Origin of the sequence: Deinococcus sp. YIM 134068, assembly GCF_036543075.1 — a bacterium.
GTDB lineage: Bacteria > Deinococcota > Deinococci > Deinococcales > Deinococcaceae > Deinococcus > Deinococcus lichenicola.
Map to the genome: position 1 here is coordinate 93,478 of NZ_JAZHPF010000001.1, position 17,843 is coordinate 111,320.

Annotated in this window: 14 protein-coding genes, 1 tRNA gene and 1 pseudogene; 7 read left to right on the plus strand and 9 right to left on the minus strand. The window is 70.2% G+C overall.

Annotated features, from left to right (window positions below; genetic code table 11):
• Positions 1–48 precede the first annotated feature (48 nt).
• The gene (hflX, locus tag V3W47_RS00500; protein WP_331823187.1) at positions 49–1,758 is read right to left on the minus strand and encodes a GTPase HflX; all 1,710 of its coding nucleotides are present in this window, start codon (positions 1,756–1,758) and stop codon (positions 49–51) included.
• Between the two features lie 362 nt (positions 1,759–2,120).
• Here hflX and V3W47_RS00505 point away from each other — a divergent pair, with 362 nt between their 5' ends.
• A complete protein-coding gene (locus tag V3W47_RS00505; protein WP_331823189.1) occupies positions 2,121–2,489 on the plus strand; it encodes a hypothetical protein in 369 nt (122 codons plus the stop codon).
• A 90-nt stretch (positions 2,490–2,579) separates the two neighbouring features.
• On the opposite strand, the gene V3W47_RS00510 is transcribed toward V3W47_RS00505, so the two are convergent.
• Positions 2,580–2,669, minus strand: a tRNA-Ser gene (locus tag V3W47_RS00510).
• Between the two features lie 97 nt (positions 2,670–2,766).
• Here V3W47_RS00510 and murJ point away from each other — a divergent pair.
• The gene (murJ, locus tag V3W47_RS00515; RefSeq protein WP_331823190.1) at positions 2,767–4,344 is read left to right on the plus strand and encodes a murein biosynthesis integral membrane protein MurJ; all 1,578 of its coding nucleotides are present in this window, start codon (positions 2,767–2,769) and stop codon (positions 4,342–4,344) included.
• Positions 4,345–4,422: 78 nt separating this feature from the next.
• Here murJ and V3W47_RS00520 read toward each other — a convergent pair.
• A pseudogene (locus V3W47_RS00520) lies at positions 4,423–4,794 on the minus strand (sulfurtransferase); the annotation flags it as partial.
• Between the two features lie 149 nt (positions 4,795–4,943).
• Between V3W47_RS00520 and V3W47_RS00525 the strand changes: the two are divergent.
• Both V3W47_RS00525 and V3W47_RS00530 read left to right on the plus strand, forming a co-directional pair.
• Entirely contained in the window at positions 4,944–5,816 is an 873-nt protein-coding gene (locus V3W47_RS00525; RefSeq protein WP_331823191.1) for an SDR family oxidoreductase, read from the plus strand.
• Positions 5,817–5,925: 109 nt separating this feature from the next.
• On the plus strand, positions 5,926–6,198 hold the full coding sequence (locus V3W47_RS00530) for a hypothetical protein (protein ID WP_331823192.1): 273 nt from the start codon (positions 5,926–5,928) through the stop codon (positions 6,196–6,198).
• A gap of 10 nt (positions 6,199–6,208) precedes the next feature.
• Here the strand turns inward: V3W47_RS00530 and V3W47_RS00535 are convergent, their stop codons facing one another.
• Positions 6,209–6,658 carry a hypothetical protein gene (locus V3W47_RS00535; protein ID WP_331823193.1) on the minus strand — a complete coding sequence of 150 codons (450 nt, stop codon included), beginning with the start codon at positions 6,656–6,658 and terminating at the stop codon, positions 6,209–6,211.
• 572 nt (positions 6,659–7,230) lie between these two features.
• Here V3W47_RS00535 and rnr point away from each other — a divergent pair.
• On the plus strand, positions 7,231–11,223 hold the full coding sequence (gene rnr / locus V3W47_RS00540) for a ribonuclease R (RefSeq protein WP_331823194.1): 3,993 nt from the start codon (positions 7,231–7,233) through the stop codon (positions 11,221–11,223).
• A gap of 222 nt (positions 11,224–11,445) precedes the next feature.
• Here the strand turns inward: rnr and V3W47_RS00545 are convergent, their stop codons facing one another.
• Together V3W47_RS00545 and V3W47_RS00550 are read right to left on the minus strand one after the other, a co-directional pair.
• Positions 11,446–12,549, minus strand: a complete 1,104-nt coding sequence (locus V3W47_RS00545) for an App1 family protein phosphatidate phosphatase (protein ID WP_331823195.1) — start codon at positions 12,547–12,549, stop codon at positions 11,446–11,448.
• A gap of 474 nt (positions 12,550–13,023) precedes the next feature.
• A complete protein-coding gene (locus V3W47_RS00550) occupies positions 13,024–13,797 on the minus strand; it encodes an SDR family NAD(P)-dependent oxidoreductase (RefSeq protein WP_331823196.1) in 774 nt (257 codons plus the stop codon).
• A gap of 116 nt (positions 13,798–13,913) precedes the next feature.
• Between V3W47_RS00550 and V3W47_RS00555 the strand changes: the two genes are divergently transcribed.
• Positions 13,914–15,119: a S8 family serine peptidase gene (locus V3W47_RS00555; RefSeq protein WP_331823197.1), complete on the plus strand. Its 1,206-nt coding sequence runs from the start codon at positions 13,914–13,916 to the stop codon at positions 15,117–15,119.
• A 317-nt stretch (positions 15,120–15,436) separates the two neighbouring features.
• Here the strand turns inward: V3W47_RS00555 and V3W47_RS00560 are convergent, their stop codons facing one another.
• A complete protein-coding gene (locus tag V3W47_RS00560; RefSeq protein ID WP_331823198.1) occupies positions 15,437–15,862 on the minus strand; it encodes a uracil-DNA glycosylase in 426 nt (141 codons plus the stop codon).
• Positions 15,863–15,871: 9 nt separating this feature from the next.
• Positions 15,872–16,018 carry a hypothetical protein gene (locus tag V3W47_RS00565; protein ID WP_331823199.1) on the minus strand — a complete coding sequence of 49 codons (147 nt, stop codon included), beginning with the start codon at positions 16,016–16,018 and terminating at the stop codon, positions 15,872–15,874.
• A gap of 131 nt (positions 16,019–16,149) precedes the next feature.
• On the opposite strand from V3W47_RS00565, the gene dnaJ reads away from it, so the two are divergent.
• A complete protein-coding gene (gene dnaJ, locus V3W47_RS00570; protein WP_331823571.1) occupies positions 16,150–17,277 on the plus strand; it encodes a molecular chaperone DnaJ in 1,128 nt (375 codons plus the stop codon).
• A 98-nt stretch (positions 17,278–17,375) separates the two neighbouring features.
• Here dnaJ and V3W47_RS00575 read toward each other — a convergent pair whose 3' ends face one another.
• Positions 17,376–17,816 carry an SMI1/KNR4 family protein gene (locus V3W47_RS00575; RefSeq protein ID WP_331823200.1) on the minus strand — a complete coding sequence of 147 codons (441 nt, stop codon included), beginning with the start codon at positions 17,814–17,816 and terminating at the stop codon, positions 17,376–17,378.
• Between the last annotated feature and the right edge of the window lie 27 nt (positions 17,817–17,843).

The window sequence follows — 17,843 nt, forward strand, 5'->3', positions numbered from 1 at the left end:
TGCAAAGGCATTCGCTCAAGCGAGGGCGACCACTACCTACTCACCCCACTACCTGTACTCCGCCGCCCGCACCTGCGCCTCTTCCCGCTGGGCGAGTTCCTGACGCTGCACCTGCCCGATGGCGTCGGCGAGGGCGTCCTTGAGTTCAGTCAGGCCGATGTTCCGCAGGGCGCTGACGGGAATGCCATTCAGGCGCTCACGCTCGCGCTCCAGCGTCTCCGGGTCGGCGGCGTCGGCCTTGTTCAGGGCAACGACGGTGGGCATGTCGCGGAAGCCGAGGTCCTCCAGAATGCGGTTGACCGCCTCGTAGCGGGTGTCGGCACCGGGGCTGGCCGCGTCCACCACATGCAACAGCACGTCGGCGTCCCCGATTTCCTCCAGCGTGGCGCGGAAGGCGCGGGCGAGGTCCTTGGGCAGGTCGCGGATGAACCCTACCGTGTCGGTGAGGACCACCGGGCCGACGCCCTCCAGATAGCCCTGGCGGCTGGTGGGTCGCAGGGTGGCGAAGAGCTTGTTCTCGGCCAGCACCCGGCGCGGCTCCTCGGCGGCGTGGGTGAAGGCGTTCAGGAGCGTGGACTTGCCCGCGTTCGTGTACCCGACGATGGACACCACCGGGATGTCGTTGCGGGCGCGGCCCTTGCGGCGCTCCTCGCGGCGGACGGCGACACTTTCAAGCTGCTTCTCCAAGAAGGAGATGCGGTCGTTGATGCGGCGGCGGTCCAGCTCCAGCTTCGTCTCACCGGGGCCGCGCGTGCCGATGGAGCCGCCCGCCGCGCTGCCCGCGCTGCCGCCGATGCGCGATAAGGCCGCGCCCGCCCCGAGCAGACGCGGCTTCATGTACCGGAGCTGCGCGAGTTCGACCTGAAGCCGCGATTCCACCCCCTGCGCGTGCAGGGCGAAAATGTCGAGGATAAGCTGGGTGCGGTCCAGAATCTTGAGGCCCGTCGCTGCCTCGATCTCGCGTGCCTGGGCCGGGCCGAGTTCCTGCCCGAAGATCAGGAGGTCCGCGTCGAGGTGGTACGCCCGGCTCGTCAGTTCCTCCAGCTTGCCCGCGCCGACCAGGGTGCCCGCCTTGAGGTTGCGCCGGAAGACGAGTTCCCGGTGGACGACCTCCGCCCCCGCCGTGCGCGCGAGTTCGGCCAGCTCGTCGAGCCTTTCTTCTGCGTCGAACTCGCCCTGGTCGATCTGGACGAGGAGGGCGCGCTCGCGGTCCTTCTTCGCCTCGCGGGTGCGTTGGGCGCGGGCGATCTCCTCCTCCAGCGCCGAGACCTGCGCGCCGAGGTCGAAGCTGTCGATCTGAAACGAGGGCACCGGGTCGAGGATGCGCCAGTCCTCCTCCTCGCCCACCGTGCCGGGCGGGGTCAGGTGCGCCGTGTGAACGAGGCCGGGCTGCCCCTCGTCCCGCACCTCAATGGCGCTCACCGCGTCCAGCCGCTTGAGGAACAGCGTGGAAAGGTCGCCCTTGCTCAGCCCGCCGCCGCGCGGGTGCGTGTGCAGGAGGTGGAAGCCCGCCAGCCGCGTCTCGCCGAGGCGACGGTCGGGCAGTTCGGCCCCCTTCGCGTCGGCCACGCTGACCGAGACGACGCGCCCCCGGCGGTCGATCAGGACGCTGACCTCGCGCCGCACGTCGTCCGACAGCTCGGCGAGGTTGCGCGCGAGTTCCGGCGAGCCGACCCGCCCCGGCTCGATGCGGCGGCGGTACAGGTTGCTCAGGGACTTCAGTTGGGCCGCCTTGAGGCCCGAGGTGTTGCCATGCACTTTATCTATGGTTCGTCACTTCCTTTGCTGGGATGTGGGGAGTGGGTTGTCGGGTGTGGGAAACGCAGGCCGGGCCACCCGGATACGGTCCGCGCGGCAGGGGAGGGGCACGTTTCAGCATTGCCCCGATTATAAGGTGGCTGACGGCTGAGAAGGTGTGCCTTTACTGAAGAAACTTGATCATGGTGCGCTCAGCTTAGGGCGGGGGTGGGGTTGAGCGCATCCGCCGAATGACTCAGGGAGAGTGCGGCGGTTGGCTGAGTCGGGAACGTGGACGAGGCCCCTTCTTGCGACTCCTGGCCCGCGTCATACACTCCCCCCATGCCCCCACAGCTCGGCCCGGCGCTGTTCGGTGAACGCCCGTGATTCTCTCCGCCCTGCTCGTCCTGTTTAGTGCCGTATGGGTGGGATGGACGGGTTTTCGCGCTGGCCCCGGTTCCCCTGCGCGGGTGCGGGCCGCACGCTGGGCGACGGGGCTGAGCGTCGCGGGGGCAGCGTTGCTCCTGCCCTCCTACGTCCTCGCCTTCGCTGTGGGCTTGGGCAACCTTCCGAGCGGGGCGTTCGCCTGGCCGAGTCTCCTCATCCCCATACCGCTCCTGCTGCTCGTGGCCTTCGGCGCGGTGGCGCTCGTCCTGGCCCCCTCCGGGCGGCAGCGGGCGGTGTTCGTCGGCCTCGCCCTGCTCGCCGCGCTCCTCGCGTTCCTGCTGGCGGGCGGCTGGTTCGGCCTGTGAGCCTCGCCCGGCTGATCGCTGATCGCTAACGGCTGACCCCTCCCAAAAAAACCTCACCCCCGACCGGCTGGGGTCAGGGGTGGGACCTTTTGGCGAAGAGGGTGGGATTCGAACCCACGGTAGCCTTGCGACTACTTCGGTTTTCGAGACCGACCCATTCAACCACTCTGGCACCTCTCCGCGCGGGTTGAGCCGACCCTGGGGGCCGGTTGGGCGAACGGGAGTGTAGCACGCCGGTGGGGGAAGTGGGGAGAGGGCAGGCGGTACAGTTGGCCGCGTGACGCTTCCGCCCCCGGCCCCCGATCCCGGCCCCCCCCCGCAGGGACCCGCGACCCCCGCGCCGACGCCCCGGCGATCCCTGCGCGTCAATACCCTGATCGTGATGGCGGGGACGCTCGGCTCGCGGCTGTCGGGCATCGTGCGGACGCAGGTGATGGCCCTCTTCGGGAACACGCTGCTGGACGCCTTCCTCATCGCCGTGAAGGTGCCCAACCTGCTGCGGGAACTGCTGGCGGAGGGAGCGCTCGTCAACTCCTTCATCCCGGTGTACAAGACGCTGGACGCGGCGGGGCGCAGGCAGCTCGCCTCGGCCTTCAGCGGCGTGCTGATCGCGGTGAACCTGCTGCTGATGGGGCTGGGCATCCTCGCCGCACCGCTGATCGTGGACCTGCTGCTCGCCGGGTCGCCGAACGTGGAGCGCGGGCTGGCGATCTACATGACGCAACTCGTCATGCCCTTCCTGATGCTGATCAGCCTCGCTTCGGTGGCGATGGGTCTCCTGAACGCCGACGAGCACTTCCGCGAGAGCAGCTTCGCCCCGGTCGCCTTCAACCTCGCGGGCATCGTGGCGCTGCTGCTGCTGCCGGATACCGCGACGTGGCTCGCCTTCGGGTGGCTGATCGGCGGGGTGGCGCAACTCGGGGTGCAGCTTCCGGCGCTGCGGCGGTTCGGGTTGCTGCCCACGCCCGCGCTCATTCGCCATCCGGCGCTCGGGCGGGTGCTGCGGCAGATGGCCCCCTTTACCCTGACGGCGGGGGCGCGGCAATTCCTGAACCTGTACGTCACCCGCCTCCTGAGCAACGCCCAGCTCTTCCCGGCGGGCACCCAGTCGGGCTACTTCTACGCCGAGACGCTGTTCACGACCGTCAACGGCCTGTTCGTCGTCTCGCCCGCGCTGGCCCTCTTCCCGCGCTTCTCGCAGCACGCCGCCGAGGGGAACTGGAAGGCGTTCAACGCACTCACCGTCCAGGCCATCCGCACGACGACCTTTCTCGCCGCGCCCATGAGCGCCCTGCTCGCGGCCCTCGCACCCTACGCGGTGAGCATCATCAACCTGCGCCCGACCTACGACGTGCCGCGCTTCGAGGCGGCCTCCGGCATCCTGACGGGCTGGGCGCTCGCGCTCGTGCCGTGGGCGGTCGTCACGCTGCTGCTGCGGACCTTCTACGCCCGTGAGCGTGCCCGCGAGGCCGTGATCGTCAGCGCCCTCGGCTTCGTGCTGGAGGTCGGGCTGTACGCCCTGCTCGTGCCGCGCGTCGGTCTGCTCGGCTTCGGGTTCGGCACGGCACTGAGTGGCCTCGTCATCGGTGCGGTCCTCGCCCTGCTCTACCGCCGTGCGCTTGGCTTTCCCTCACGGGCGGTCGCCTCACACCTGCTTCGGGTCGTTCCTCTCTCCATCGCCGCCGGAGTCGTCGCGTGGCTCGTCTCGCGGCTGATGCCCGCGCCGGGGTTCATCGTGCCGGGTGTGGTCGGGCTGGCGGTGGCGGGCGGGGCGGGGCTGGCGGTGTACCTGGCCGGGGCGCTCGCCCTGCGGATGCCGGAGGTGGCGGGGGTGTTGCGGCGGCTGGGGCGGTAGAAGGGCTTGTGGCGTGTGGCCCGTGGCCTGTAGAAGGCTGAGCCGGAGCGACAACACTTGCCCTCCACAAGCGACAAGCTACGAGGCACACGCAGCAGGTAGCGGCGGGCGCTCAATGGGCTGGGGCTTGCGTTCGCCTCCAGGCCGAGGGCACAGCCCCCACTCCTCCCCGGTCGCCACCGCTCGCCCGTCGTCGCTCACCCAGTCGCTCCACGAGCCAGCGTAGAGGCGGTTGCGCGGGCCGAGGGGCACCCCGGCGAGTTCGCGGGCCAGCAGGTTGGGCGTGGCGCTCACACCGCTGCCGCAGTAGGCGATGGTGGGCGCGTCGCCCGTGTCCAAGCGCGCGGCCTGGGCTTCCACATCCCGCCACCGTCCCTGGTCGTCCAGCGCCCCGGCCCACTCGCGGTTCACGGCACCGGGGATATGCCCGGCCCGGCGGTCCAGCAGCACCGCGTCCCCAGGAGGATGAGGGGGTGGGTGGAATCCAGAGCCGCCGCACCGCGCCACCGACCCCCAACGCCCCTTTTCTCCCCTCTCAAGAACGCGGGGGGCGGCGAGTCGAGAATGCGGGGGCAGTCAACTCAGGAGGAGGAAGGCCCATGACCCAACCCGAAGACCCGCGCCAGCCCAAGCCCGACGTTCCCCCGCAGACGCAGGAGTTCCCCGGCACCGAGAGTCAGATGCAGCCGAAGGCCGACCACGGCGAGACCTCGTACCGGGGCAGCGGCAAGCTGGAGGGCAAGGTGGCGCTCATCACCGGGGCCGACAGCGGCATCGGCAAGGCGGTGGCGCTCGCCTTTGCGCGCGAGGGGGCCGACGTGGTGGTCTCCTACCTCAACGAACACGAGGACGCCGAGGACACTGCCCGGCTGGTGCGCGAGGCGGGGCGGCGGGTCCTCCTCCTGCCGGGAGACATCGGCGACCCGGCCCACTGCCAGATGCTCGTGGAGCGCACCGTCTCCGAGTTCGGCGGGCTGGACGTGCTCGTGAACAACGCGGCGTACCAGCAGAACTACGAGGACCTCGGCGAGGTGAAGCCGGAGGAGCTGGAGCAGCACTACCGCACGAACGTCTTCGCCATCTTCTACCTGTGCCAGGCGGCGCTGCCGCACCTGAAGCCGGGCGGCAACATCATCAACACGGCGTCGGTGCAGGCCTACCAGCCGTCGCCCGCCATCCTGCCCTACGCCTCCACGAAGGGCGCGGTCGTGACCTTCACGAAGGGGCTGGCGAAGCAGCTCGGCGAGAAGGGCATCCGCGTGAACGCCGTGGCCCCCGGCCCGGTGTGGACGCCCTTCGTCATCCAGGGGCAGGACCCCGAGAAGGTGCCCGAGTTCGGGCAGAAGGTGCCCCTCGGGCGGCCCGCGCAACCCGCCGAACTCGCGCCGCCGTATGTCCTGCTCGCCTCCAGTGACGGCAGCTACATCACGGGGGCCATCTACGCCGTCACGGGCGGCGAACCCACCGCGTAGCCGGGAGCGGCCAGCTTCCAGCCGCCAGCGGGGTTCAGGCTTTGAGGGGCATCAGGAATACCACCCCCTCATCCCTAACCCCTCACTCCTCACCCCTCAGGAGAAGACGATGACCGACGACCGAATCACCTACAACCCGCCCGTGGACAGCGACCCCGCCGAGGACGCGACCGCCACCACGCCGGAGGGCGACCTCCCCAACATGTCGCGGCCCGAGGTGCAGGAGCGGGCACTCTCGGGCGACCCTCTCAACTCCACGCTGGACGCGCCGCGCACCGGGGGCATGGGCGGCATGGCGGGGACCATGACCTCCACGCCGACCGTGGGGGCCGACACCGATGGGGCCGGGTCGCCGCCGACCTCCGAGCTGGAAGACCTGTAGGGTGGCCGGGCTACCCCTCTCCCCCCGGCGGCCTGATGCGCCACGCCTGCCGGGCGACCAGCACGACGAGCAGCACGCCGACGAGGTGCAGGGCCGCGCGTTGCGAGGCGAGGACGAACGCGAGGTCGGCGACGGCGATGGCGAGGGCCAGGATTAAGCCCGCCTGGGGCACCCGGCTCTCGTGCGGGGTGTCGTACATGGCGGCGCGGGGATGCGGGTCGGTCATCGCGTCGCGCGCCTCGGCGTAGCGGATCAGGGTCAGCACGCCGTACACGAGGAGCAGCCCGGCGAGGAGGATCAGGACCAGCCCCTCGTAGCGTCCGGCGGAGGCGTAGTCGAGCGCCCCGAGCGCGAAATGCCACAGCGACGTGACGAGCGACAGCAGCGCCAGCCCCAGCATCGCGGGCGTGCTGTAGTTGGGGGGCGCACCGAGCGGCGAGGCCATAGGATCGGCCCCCACGGTACGCCCACCGGGGAGGCGCAAACCGTGGGGATGGCTGGAAAGGGTGGGGGCAGGAGGGTCGCCAGTCGCCAGCTTCCAGTCGCCAGCTTCCAGTCGCCAGGAGTCGAGCAGGCTGTTCTACCGTTGGTTGACTGGCCGCCGACTTAAGGTGTGCCCTTATCCAAACTACGAGAACGTCCTCCCGATAGACCTGCACTCGCCGCTCCCGCTTATCCACATGCGCGGGTTGGACACTCACAGGCACCCCCTCTCCCCCTCCCGCATGAATGTGCGTGCGCGTGTGCGTTCATGAGGCCCCGTGATAGACTGGCCTCGCTGCCGGGCGACAGGACAGCGCCCCCCACCTCCCCCGTCTGCGCTTCGCAACGTGTGGACAGGTTGGGCGCGGCCCGAGACACGCGACATCCCCAACCCGTGGGTGAGATGTACGTCGGGAGGCAAGACCGCATTCGCCGCCGCGACCCCAGAGGCCAGAGAGAGGCGGAGGTCGGCGCAAGGAGCGAGTAGCGGCTGAGGCCTCCCCGCGTCCCACACGAGAACATCCCACGGGGGTCCTGACCAGGTGAGGAATGCCGAGAGCAAAGAAGGAGCGCCCGGCGCAGGACGACCAGAACGTTCGCGCCAGCTCCGAAGGACAACAAGACACCGAAGGCCGGACCGCCGGGAGCCGCAAGAAGGCTGCCGCCGCGCCCGCCGACACCCTTTCTCAGGAGACCCAGGAGACGGGGGCACCTGCCCCCACCCGGCGCGGCAAGGGCCGACAGACGCCCGCCGCTGAAGCTCTCCCACAAGTCGAGCCGGAAGCCGCCAGGCCACACCGGGGCAAACGCGCGGCCCAACTGACCGAGCAGCCGACCGAACAGCCCGTCGAGACGCAGCCTGAGCCGGTCGCCGAAGTGACCGCCGAGACTGCGTCCGCCCCCAAGCCGCGCCGTGGACGCAAGGCAAAGGGAGAGGCTACGGAAGGACAACCCGTCGAAGCCACACCCACCGACATCGAGGCATCCGCCGCCGAGCCGGTGCCCGTCGAAATCGCCCCGGTGGAGACGGACGCCGTGGAGATCACCCCGGCCAGTGCCGAGGCGGGGACGCCCACAAGCGAGCCGGTGGAGGCGACCGCCGAACCCACTCCCGCCACGCCGACGCTCAGCCGCCGAGGGCGCAAGGCGAAGGCTGCCGCACCCGTCGAGCCGGAGCCGGAAGCTCAAGCCGAGGCCGTCCAGCCCGAGGTAGCGCCCACCGCCGAGGAGCCTGCCGAGACGCCCAAGTCCCGACGTGGGCGCAAGGCGAAAGCGCAAGCTGCCCCCGAACCTGCCGGGGCCGAGACGACCAAACCCGTCCTCCTCGAAGTGCCCCGCAAGCGTCGGGGCCGTCAGGCGAAGGTGGTCACGCCCGTGGCGGAGGCAGCGGCGGACGTGCCGCTCGCCGACGTGCTGGGCGGCGTGGAGCCGGTCGCCGTGGAGGAGCCGGAAGCCGTTCCCGAGGCGGTCCTTGAGGGCGCTACAGACGCGGCGCTAATCGTCCCGGCGGACGATATGCAGCCGCTTCCCGCCGTGGACCAGCCTGCGCTGGAGGGCGAGGACGCGGAGGGCCTGACCCAGGCCGCCAACGTGGACGACGAGGCAGAATCCGACCTGTTCCCCGGGGAGACGGAGGACGACGAGGACACCGACGATCAGGATGATCTGGACGCCGACGGCGAGCCTCACCCCGCCCGCGACCTCGTGGTGGCGCAGCTTCGCAAGGTGGGACGGCCCATCCACGTCCGCGATCTGGAGCGCACCTTCACCCGGCAGATGATCAACCGCCTGGGCGACTGGCGCGATCTGGAATCGCTGCTGGAGGACCTCGTGACGACGGGTGAGGTCATCCGCACACGGCGGCGGACCTACGGGCTGCCGGAGGCGATGAGCCTCGTGCGGGGACGCTTCCAGGCGTCGGCGGCGGGCTTCGGCTTCGTGGTGCCCGACTCCGGCGGCGAGGACTTCTACGTGGCCCCCGAGCAGACGATGGAGGCCTGGAACGGCGACATCGTGCTCGTGCGGATGGAGGGCCGGGGCGACAACGGGCGGGACGGGGCCAGGAACGGTCCCCGGCGCGGCCAGCGCGGCGACGGCAGCCCGCGCGCCTCGGTCGTCCGCATCGTGCAGCGGGCGTACAAGCAGCTCGTCGGCTCGCTGGAGTTCAGCAAGGGCCACCCCATCCTCAAGCCTGACGACGCCCGCGCCCGCCACCGCATCCTGCTGCTGCCGGAGGGCATCGAGGAACTGGCGAGCGGTGCCCGCGTCGTCACGTCCCTCTTCTGGCCCGAACACACGGGCGAGGACGAGGTGTTCGGGCAGGTCACGCGCGTGCTGGGGGCCGAGGACGACCCGGAGACCGAGACCGAGGCCGTGATCGTCAAGTACGGCCTGCGCGGTGACTTCCCGGACGACGTGCTGGCCCAGGCGAACGCGATCCCAGCGCAGATTCCGCAAGGGGCGCTGGTGGGCCGCCTCGACCTGCGTGAGTACAACATCTTCACGGTGGACGGGCGCGACGCGAAGGACTTCGACGACGCGATCCACATCCAGCCCACGCCCGAGGGCACCTTCGTGGTGGGCGTCCACATCGCGGACGTGAGCCACTACGTGGGGGAGGGCACGCCGCTCGACAAGGAGGCGTACGCCCGCGCGACGAGCGTGTACCTGCCGGGGCGCGTGCTCCCCATGCTGCCGGAGCACCTCAGCAACGGCGTGTGCAGCCTCGTGCCGTTTGAGGACCGCCTGACGATGACGGCGCTGGTGGAACTCTCCGCCGAGGGCGACATTCAGAACGTGCAGATCGCGCCGAGCGTCATCCGGAGCAAGGCGCGGCTCACCTACGACGAGGTGCAGGCGTACTCGGAGGCGACCGCCACGCTGCCGGATCACGCCCGCGCGCTGGAGGGCGACCTCCACCTGCTGCTCAAGATCGCCGCGAAGTTGCGTCAGCGTCGGCTGCGCGAGGGATCGCTCGACTTCAAGCTGCGTGAGGTCAAGGTGGACGTGGGGCCGAACGGTCAGCTCGAACTCATCCCGATCCGCGAGGAGACGGCGCGCGGGATGATCGAGGACCTGATGCTGCTCGCCAACAAGGTCGTGGCGCGTTACCTGATCGAGCGCGAGATTCCGGCCCTCTTCCGCATCCACGAGGAGCCGACGCTCCAGCGCTTTCAGGACGTGACGAACGCGCTGGGGCGGCTGGGTATCGCCTTCCCCGGCGGGGAGCCGACGCCGCAGTCGTATCAGGCGGTCCTCAAGGGGGTTCGGAACACGCCGCGCGAGCGCGTGGTGAACACGCTGCTGCTGAGAAGCATGCAGCAGGCGAAGTACGCGGGCGAGAACCTGGGGCACTTCGGCCTCGCGTTCGACGAGTACCTGCACTTCACCTCTCCCATCCGGCGTTACCCGGACCTGCTCGTTCACCGGGTCCTGCGGGGGGTGCTGGCGGGGGAGTTGCGGGCTTCTTCACGGGCCACGGGCGACCTGCGCGCCAGACTGCCGGGCATGGGCGAGCACACCTCCGAGCGCGAGCGGGCCGCCTCCGAGGCCGAACGCGACCTCACGAAGTACTACCAGGCGAAGTGGGCACAGGAGCACCTCGGCCTGGCCTTCCCCGGTCACGTGTCGGGCGTGGTGGCGAGCGGGCTGTTCGTGGCGCTGGAAAACGGCGTGGAGGGCAAGCTGCACATCTCCAACCTCGACGACGACTACTACTTCTACCTCGAGGACGCGCAGATGCTGCGGGGCCGCTCCACGGGGCGCACCTTCCGCCTCGGGGACGCCCTCACCGTGACCGTGAGCCAGGTCAACCCGCTGGCCCGGCAGATCGATTTCACCCAGGAGACCGCTATGGACGGCGACAACGACAACACCATCCGGCCCCGCGCCCGCAGGCGTGAGGACCGCGAGGCCGAGAAACGCGAGAAGTTGCAGACGGTCAGCACCTCGGCCCCCCGCAAGTTCACCCTCGACGACCCCCAGCCCGCCGCGACGACCACGACCCCCCCGCCCCGTGCGGAGGCCGGAGCCGGACGCGGGCGCGGCCAGAGTCAGAGCGGCCAGGGACAGGGGCCGCGTGAGGCCAGTCCCCGTGAGGCTGGTCCCCGCGAACCCAGCTCCCGCGAGCAGAGCGGACGCCCCGCCCTGCGTCCCAGCACTCAGGGGGGCGGCTACAAGCGCCGGGTCGTCACGCTGGAGCGCCCGCGCAACGAGCACCTGCGGCCCGTGAATATCACCGTGCAGCGCATGTACTTCGGCGACTGGACGGTGGAGAACATGCCCCCCGACGAGGGGCCGGGCGGTGGCGGCGGACGCGGCGGGCGGTCCTTCGAGCGCGGCAGCGACCGGGGAGGGGGCGGACGCGGGCCGGGCTTCTCGCGCGGCGGGAGCGACCGTGGGGCCGTCTCCAGCCTGAACGGTCGCCCCCAGGCGCAGGGCGGCAACCGCGCCCCCCGCCCACAGACCCAGGCCGACACCTCCGGGGGCGGGGACGCCAACCGCCGTCGCCGTCGCCGGGGACGCCGGGGCGGGAACGGGTAAGGCGGTCAAAGAGAAGAGCGGGTCAGGGGGCAACCTCTGGCCCGTTTTCTGTTGTCCAGGTGCCGACTGCGCGAAAGGAGACCTTCAGCGAGAGTGGGCGCTGAGGGAGGCAGAAGGCGGGGAACACTCTTGGTTGGCCTTCCACCCTCAGCCTTACGCAATGCTCACAGCACATCCAACGACGCAGCGCTCCCGCCCCACCCCTCCCCGTGGCTCAACTCCTCACGTCTCGTAACTTCGCGCCACGCTCGTCAGCACGCTGCGGAATTCGCCCGACGTGATGAGACCCGCCGCCATCGCGTGACTCGCGGCGTTCAGGCTGTCGGCGGCCAGCACGAGGTCCACGCCCGCCTTGCGGACCTCCTCGCGGAGTTTCAGAACGCCCTCGTCGCGGGTGGCTTCGGTCACGTCGCGGATGTAGACGGCGAGGACTCGGCCCGGATGACGGCGCACGACCTCGGCGTAAATCTCCGGGTCCTTCTCGCCGCTGTCGCCGACGAGGACGAACTTCAGGCTGGGAAAGCGGGTGAAGATGCGCTCGATGACGCCGTGCTTGTAGCCGCCATGCCCGGCGAGCAGGTCGAAGCCCCAGTTCCGCAGGAAGATCGGCCCCAGCGGGATGCGGCGGTAGTCGAGAAACTGCCACAGCAGGTCGAAGAAGTTCCACGGGCTGCTCGACACGTAGAAGATCGGGTTGCGCGCCTCGCCGTCGCGGGTCAGCGCCCGGTACAGCGCCCCGACGCCGGGAAAGGGCAGCCGGGTGCGCGCGTTGCCCGTCAGGCTGGTGGCGAGCATCCGGGGCAGGCTCGTCACGTCGGACTGAACCACCGTGTCGTCGAGGTCGCTGATAACACCGAAGCGGGCCTCCGCGACGACCTGCACTCGGGCGCGGGTGGTGCCGTCGCGGCCCTCGATGGCGAGGTGCGCCTCGTGCCAGCCGCCCGCGAAGGGGTCGCCGCCCTCGGCAGGAGTGAAGTTGAGGGTGAAGTAGCCGTCCGCGTCGCTGACGCCGCTCGCCACCACGCTTCCCAGGCGGCCCGTCACGCGCACGCCGGAGACCTCGCGCGAGAGCAGGCGGCGGAGGATGTTACGGAAGTTGCGCCAGCGGGGGTCGCCCTTCTTCGCGGGGGCGAGAGTGCGGGGCAGGAGCACGCGGCCCGTCAGCTCGACCGCCTGCGGGGTGCCCCAGCCCACGTAGGGCTGCAAGATCAGCTTGCCGCGTGCCCGGCGGGGTTGGACGTAGCCGCTGACGGCGTGGTCGAGGGCGGTGAGGCCCCGCTCCAACGCGGGTTGAATCGCCTTGAGGACGGTCTTGGCGGGGTTCATCTGGGGGTCAGTCTACGCACTTGGACGGCGGGCGGGAGTGTGTCTGAAGGGAATGCCGGGGGGCAGGGTGTCTTGCTCCGGTTGCCCCCACCCCCCAGCCCCCTACCTCCAGAGGGGGCAGGGGGAGTGGCGCTGCGCTGGGCAAAGGGCCTGTTGACTGCGCGTGTGGGCGGGTTCTCAGCGTGGCAACGTTTGATCTTGTTGCGTGCTGTCTGGAAGGCCCACCCAGGGAGCTGCGCGAGCAAGGCGTGGCGGTGGTGTGGGGCGTCGGCTCACGGGCAAGAGTCGGTCATCGAGAGTGACGGTTTTTAGAGGGCAAAAGCTCAAGCATCCTTTCCCCCTCTCCCCTCGTGGGTGACTCGGAGAGCTGCGAAGCAGAGGGCCGGGGTGAGGGGGCGACGTGACGGCTCCACCGCCCAATTCCCACAAACCGCCCCCTTTGTCCCTAACACCTGACGCCTCACTCCTTTCCCCTTACCCCTTCTCATGCCCATACCGCCGGTAGATCACCCGCCTGGCTACACGGTCCCCCAGCTTCGGGAAGACGTATTCGAGGAAGGCCAGGACGCGGTAGGGACTCGGCACGATGACCTCACGGCGGGGGTGGTCGAGCACGTCGGCGACGGCGCGGGCGACGACCTCGGGGCCGGGCATGGGGAGGCGGGCGGAGGCGGTCATCTCGCTGCGGACGAAGCCGGGGGCGATCAGGCTGACGGTGACGCCCGTGCCCAGGAGTTCGCGGCGCAGACCCAGGGAAAAGCCGCGCAGGCCGAACTTGCTCGCCGAGTACATGCCGTGGGTGGCGGCCCGCCCCGCGACGGAGCCGATGTTGACGATGTGCCCCGAGCGCCGCTCACGCATCTCCGGCAGCACGAGGCGGGTAAGTTCGACGGGGGCCTCCAGGTTCACGCGCAGCACCCGCAGCGGGTCGGGGTCGTCCCACCACCAGCCGCGCTCCACGGTGATCCCCGCATTGTTCACGAGCACATCCACCCGCCCGAAGTGGTCGCGGGCCGTCTCGATCAGGGCGCGGCGGGAGGCGTCGTCGGTCACGTCGGTGGGCACGGCGAGGACGCGCAAGCCGCTGGGGTCGAGTTCGCGGGCCAGGGCGGCGAGGCTTTCCGCCCGCCGGGCCGCGAGAACGACCGTATGGCCGCGTGCCGCGAGTTCATGGGCCGCCGCCCGTCCGATGCCGCTTGACGCGCCGGTCAGGACCACGACGCGGCGGTTGGTTTGGGTTGAGGTCATGGGGCAGATGGTACGCGGTCGGCGGGAGGCGGTGCGCGGTGGGGGGCGTCCGTCTTCCCAAGCTCCCGGTCTTCCCTTCTCAGTCACGGGTCAGGCCCGGACGCGAGACTGGGCGGGTGAAGCTCCTGCGCTCCCTGCTCCTGACCTCGGCCCTGCTCGGCACCGCCGCCGCCGTGCCGCAGATCGTTCCCATTCCCGCGCTGCCCATCTCCCCGCGCACGACCTCACCCGCGCCGCTGCCGGAATTGACGCCCTTGCCGACGACTCCGCAGACCGTTCCGCCACTGCTGCCGCTGACAGGGACGCCCACGACTCCGGCCACTACCACCTACCGACCCTCCGACCCCCTCTTCGCGCGGCAGTGGAATCTGGAGGCCATCCGGGCACCCGGCGCGTGGGCGCTGCTGGGCGTCGGTCGCGGCGCGCGGGTGACGGTCGCCGTGCTGGACACAGGCTTCGTGAACAGCCCCGAACTCGCGGGGCGGGTGGTGAACGGCTTCGATTTCGTGTCGGACCCGGCCCGCGCGGGCGACGGCGACGGGCGTGACCGGGACGCGGGCGGCGTCGGCGCGTTCGCCTACCACGCCGAGATCGTCGCCAATCTGATCGGGGCGGCGCACGACGGGCGGGGCATGGCGGGCCTCAACCCCCTCGCGCGGGTGGTGCAGGTGCGGGTGGCGGGGGTGGACGGCCTTGTTGACCCGCAGGACCTCGCCGACGCGATGCGGTGGTCGGCGGGCCTTAGCGTGCCCGGCGTGCCCGCCAACCCGAACCCGGCGCGGGTCCTCAACCTCAGCCTCTTCGCGGACTTCATCCCGCTGACGGGGTGTGACGCGCGCATTCAGGCCGCCGTGGACGCGGTGACGGTGCGGGGGGTAATAGTGGTGGCGGGGGCGGCGAACGACGGCGCGGACGCGCGGGGCTACTCGCCCGCCGGGTGCCGCAATGTCCTCACCGTGACGAGCGTGACCGAGCGCGGGCAGCGGCCCGCCTACGCGAACTGGGGCGCGAGCGTGGCCCTCGCCGCGCCGGGGGGCGAGCGCGGACGCGGCGTCGTGGCGAGCAGCCTCAGCGGTCCCGGCGGCGAGCGCAGTCCCGACGGCACGAGCTTCGCGGCCCCCCACGCGGCGGGCGTCGCCAGCCTCCTCCTCGGTTTGAGACCGAGCCTGACCCCCACGCAGGTCCGCGCCACCCTCACCCGCACGGCGACCCCCTTTCCCGGCGGGCGCTGCGACTTTCTGGACGCGCGTAAGACCTGCGGCGTCGGCACCCTGAACGCGGAGGCGGCGGTGCGGGCCGTGCTGACGGTGGGAAGGCGGTGAGGGGTTGAGCCTTGAGCAAGAAGAAAAGGCATCCCTGTGGTGGCAGGCACGCCTTGAGCCAGACGGAACCGTAAGGGATTCGAACCCTTGAGCCGCAGCTAGGACGAGTGAGCGTCCCTCCTGCTCATCGAGTCCAGCCACCTTGATGAGCCATCATCGGGGACGCCCACATTCAACCACTCTGTCAACGCCCGTCCACTTCTATTTTAGAGCGATTCCACACAGATTGGAACACAACATTAACTCGACATAGATGCCACATGCCCTAGCGTCTCGACTTCTCTTGCTCTGACCGCTGAAAGCTGACCGCTGACCGCTCACCCATTGAGCAACTGCCCCCACGGCGACGGCGGCTCCGGCAGGCGCACGCTCACGCCCACCACCGTTCCCGGCGGCGTACGCGGGTCCACGTTGAGCCAGTGGCTCACGAGAACGGGCGGGTTGGGCTGCGGGTCGAGCGCCCGCACGAGCACCCGCCCCTGCGCGGGCACGAAGACGCACCAGCCCTCCGGCGTGGCGATGAAGGCACGCATGGGGAGCAGGCTCTGGAGGGTCAGGGTCTCGGGCGTGGCCCAGTATTCGACGAGGAGACAGGCGTACTCGCGGGCGAGGTCACGCGGGTCCACGTCAAGCTGGACCTCCACCACGTCGGGGAGGTCCCCGCCCAGCCCCGTCCAGCCGGGGACGACGGCCCGACCGCTGAGGGTGCTCGTGAACTGTTGGGGGGCACCTTGTTGGGTCATGCGTGTGGCCTAGCGGGGGGCTTCGGCCTGCGCGGTCCCCAGCAGGGCACGCACCACCAGGAAGCCGACGAGGAAGAACAGCAGCGGCGTGAGGTTGATCCTGATTTCGGCGTCCTTCTCCGGGGCGAGGGCATTCTGACGGCGGTACGTGATCATGCCCCCAGCGTACCCGGTCCGTCCCCTCTCAGCCTCCCCCACTCCGCTCTAGGACACCTACTTTTCTTGAGTCCGGTCATGTTAACCTTAGGGTGGAGGTCGGGACCTTGTGGCCCGGCGACAACACACCTATGGACTATTACGAACTGCTGGGCGTCGCCAGGACGGCGAGCGCCGACGAGATCAAGAGCGCGTACCGCAAGCTGGCCCTGAAGTACCACCCCGACCGCAACAAGGAGGAGGGGGCCGCCGAGCAGTTCGCGCGCATCAACGAGGCCTACGCCGTCCTGAGCGACACCGAGAAGCGGGCACACTACGACCGCTTCGGAAGTGCGCCGGGGGCCGGGATGCCGGGCGGCGACCCCTTCGGCGGGATGGGGGGAGGCGCGGGCTTCGACCCGATGGACATCTTCGAGCAGCTCTTCGGCGGCATGGGGGGAGGCCGGGGCGGGCGGCGCGGTCCGGCGCGCGGCGACGACGTGGAGACCGAGGCGCGCGTGACCCTGCTGCAAGCCCGCGCGGGCGACGAGATCACGGTCGAGGTGGACCGCCTCACGACCTGCGAACACTGCCACGGGGGGCGCTCGGAGCCGGGCGGCAAACCCCCCAAGACCTGCGGCACCTGCGGCGGGGTGGGGGCCGTGCGGGCGCAGGCGCGAACGATCTTCGGCGTGGTGGAGACCCAGCAGCCGTGCCCGACCTGCCGGGGCGAGGGCCAGATCATCGAGGACCCCTGCACGGTCTGCAAGGGCCGGGGCCGCACGCTGAAGTCCGAGACGGTGGCCGTCAAGCTCCCGCGCGGCATCGACGAGGGCTACCGCATCCGGGTGGCGGGCAAGGGCAACGAGGGACCGGGCGGCAACGGCGACCTCTACGTTCACATCGAGATGGAGCCGTACCCCGACCTGCGCCGCGAGCAGGAACATCTCGTCCACACGGCGAAGATCGGCTTCGCCAAGGCCGCGCTCGGCGGTCCGGTCACGGTGCCCACGCTGGACGGCCCGCAGACCGTGGAGGTCAAGCCGGGCACACAGCACGGCGAACTCCACCGCCTGCGCGGTCAGGGTCTGCCCCGATTGCAGGGGGCCGGAACGGGCGACCTGATCGTCGAGTACGAGGTCAGCGTGCCCAAGCCGGGGCAGCTCACGCCGGAGGCGCGCGAGGCCCTGCACGCCTACGCCCGCGCGGTCGGCGACGAGGTGAACGAACCCCGCGAGGGCTTCCTCGGCAAGGTGGGGAAGATTTTTCACCGGGATTGAGGGCGGAGGGGACGGGCGGGGGCGTGGCGAGGGTGCCGCGCCTCTTGTCGTTAGCACCCCCCAACGTTCTATTTGGGGACGGGTCTCGCAGTCTGCAATCAGCTTTCTTCGGCAGTAGGAAGCCACTCGTCCGCAACCCAGGTCAGGAAGTTCGGCCAGGAGCGGTGCACGAAGGACTGATCGTCGTGCGTCCAGAGCACCACGGCGAACTCTGGTCCGTTCGAACGGGTATCGAAGCAGAACGCATCGCCGTTATCACTCACGAAGGGGACCAGGAAGCTCGGCAGTCCAATGCTCTGGAGGCCCCTGGCCTGGTCCAGCAAACGTCCTCCGGTCATCTCATGCTGGACGACCAGCGGCCAGTAAGAACCAACGAGCGCGTCCGAAAGCTCCAGCAGGTACGCACGGTAGGACGGCGGCAGGTGGACTCCCAACTCCGCCTCCAGGCTGGCGATTTCTGCTCGTGTCGGGAGACGGGAAATGCATGGGGCCGAACTTGCCGCCGCCCTCAGCCGCCGAAACAGCTCCTGCTGCTGCATTGGCCCAGCTTACTCAGCCGCGAAACA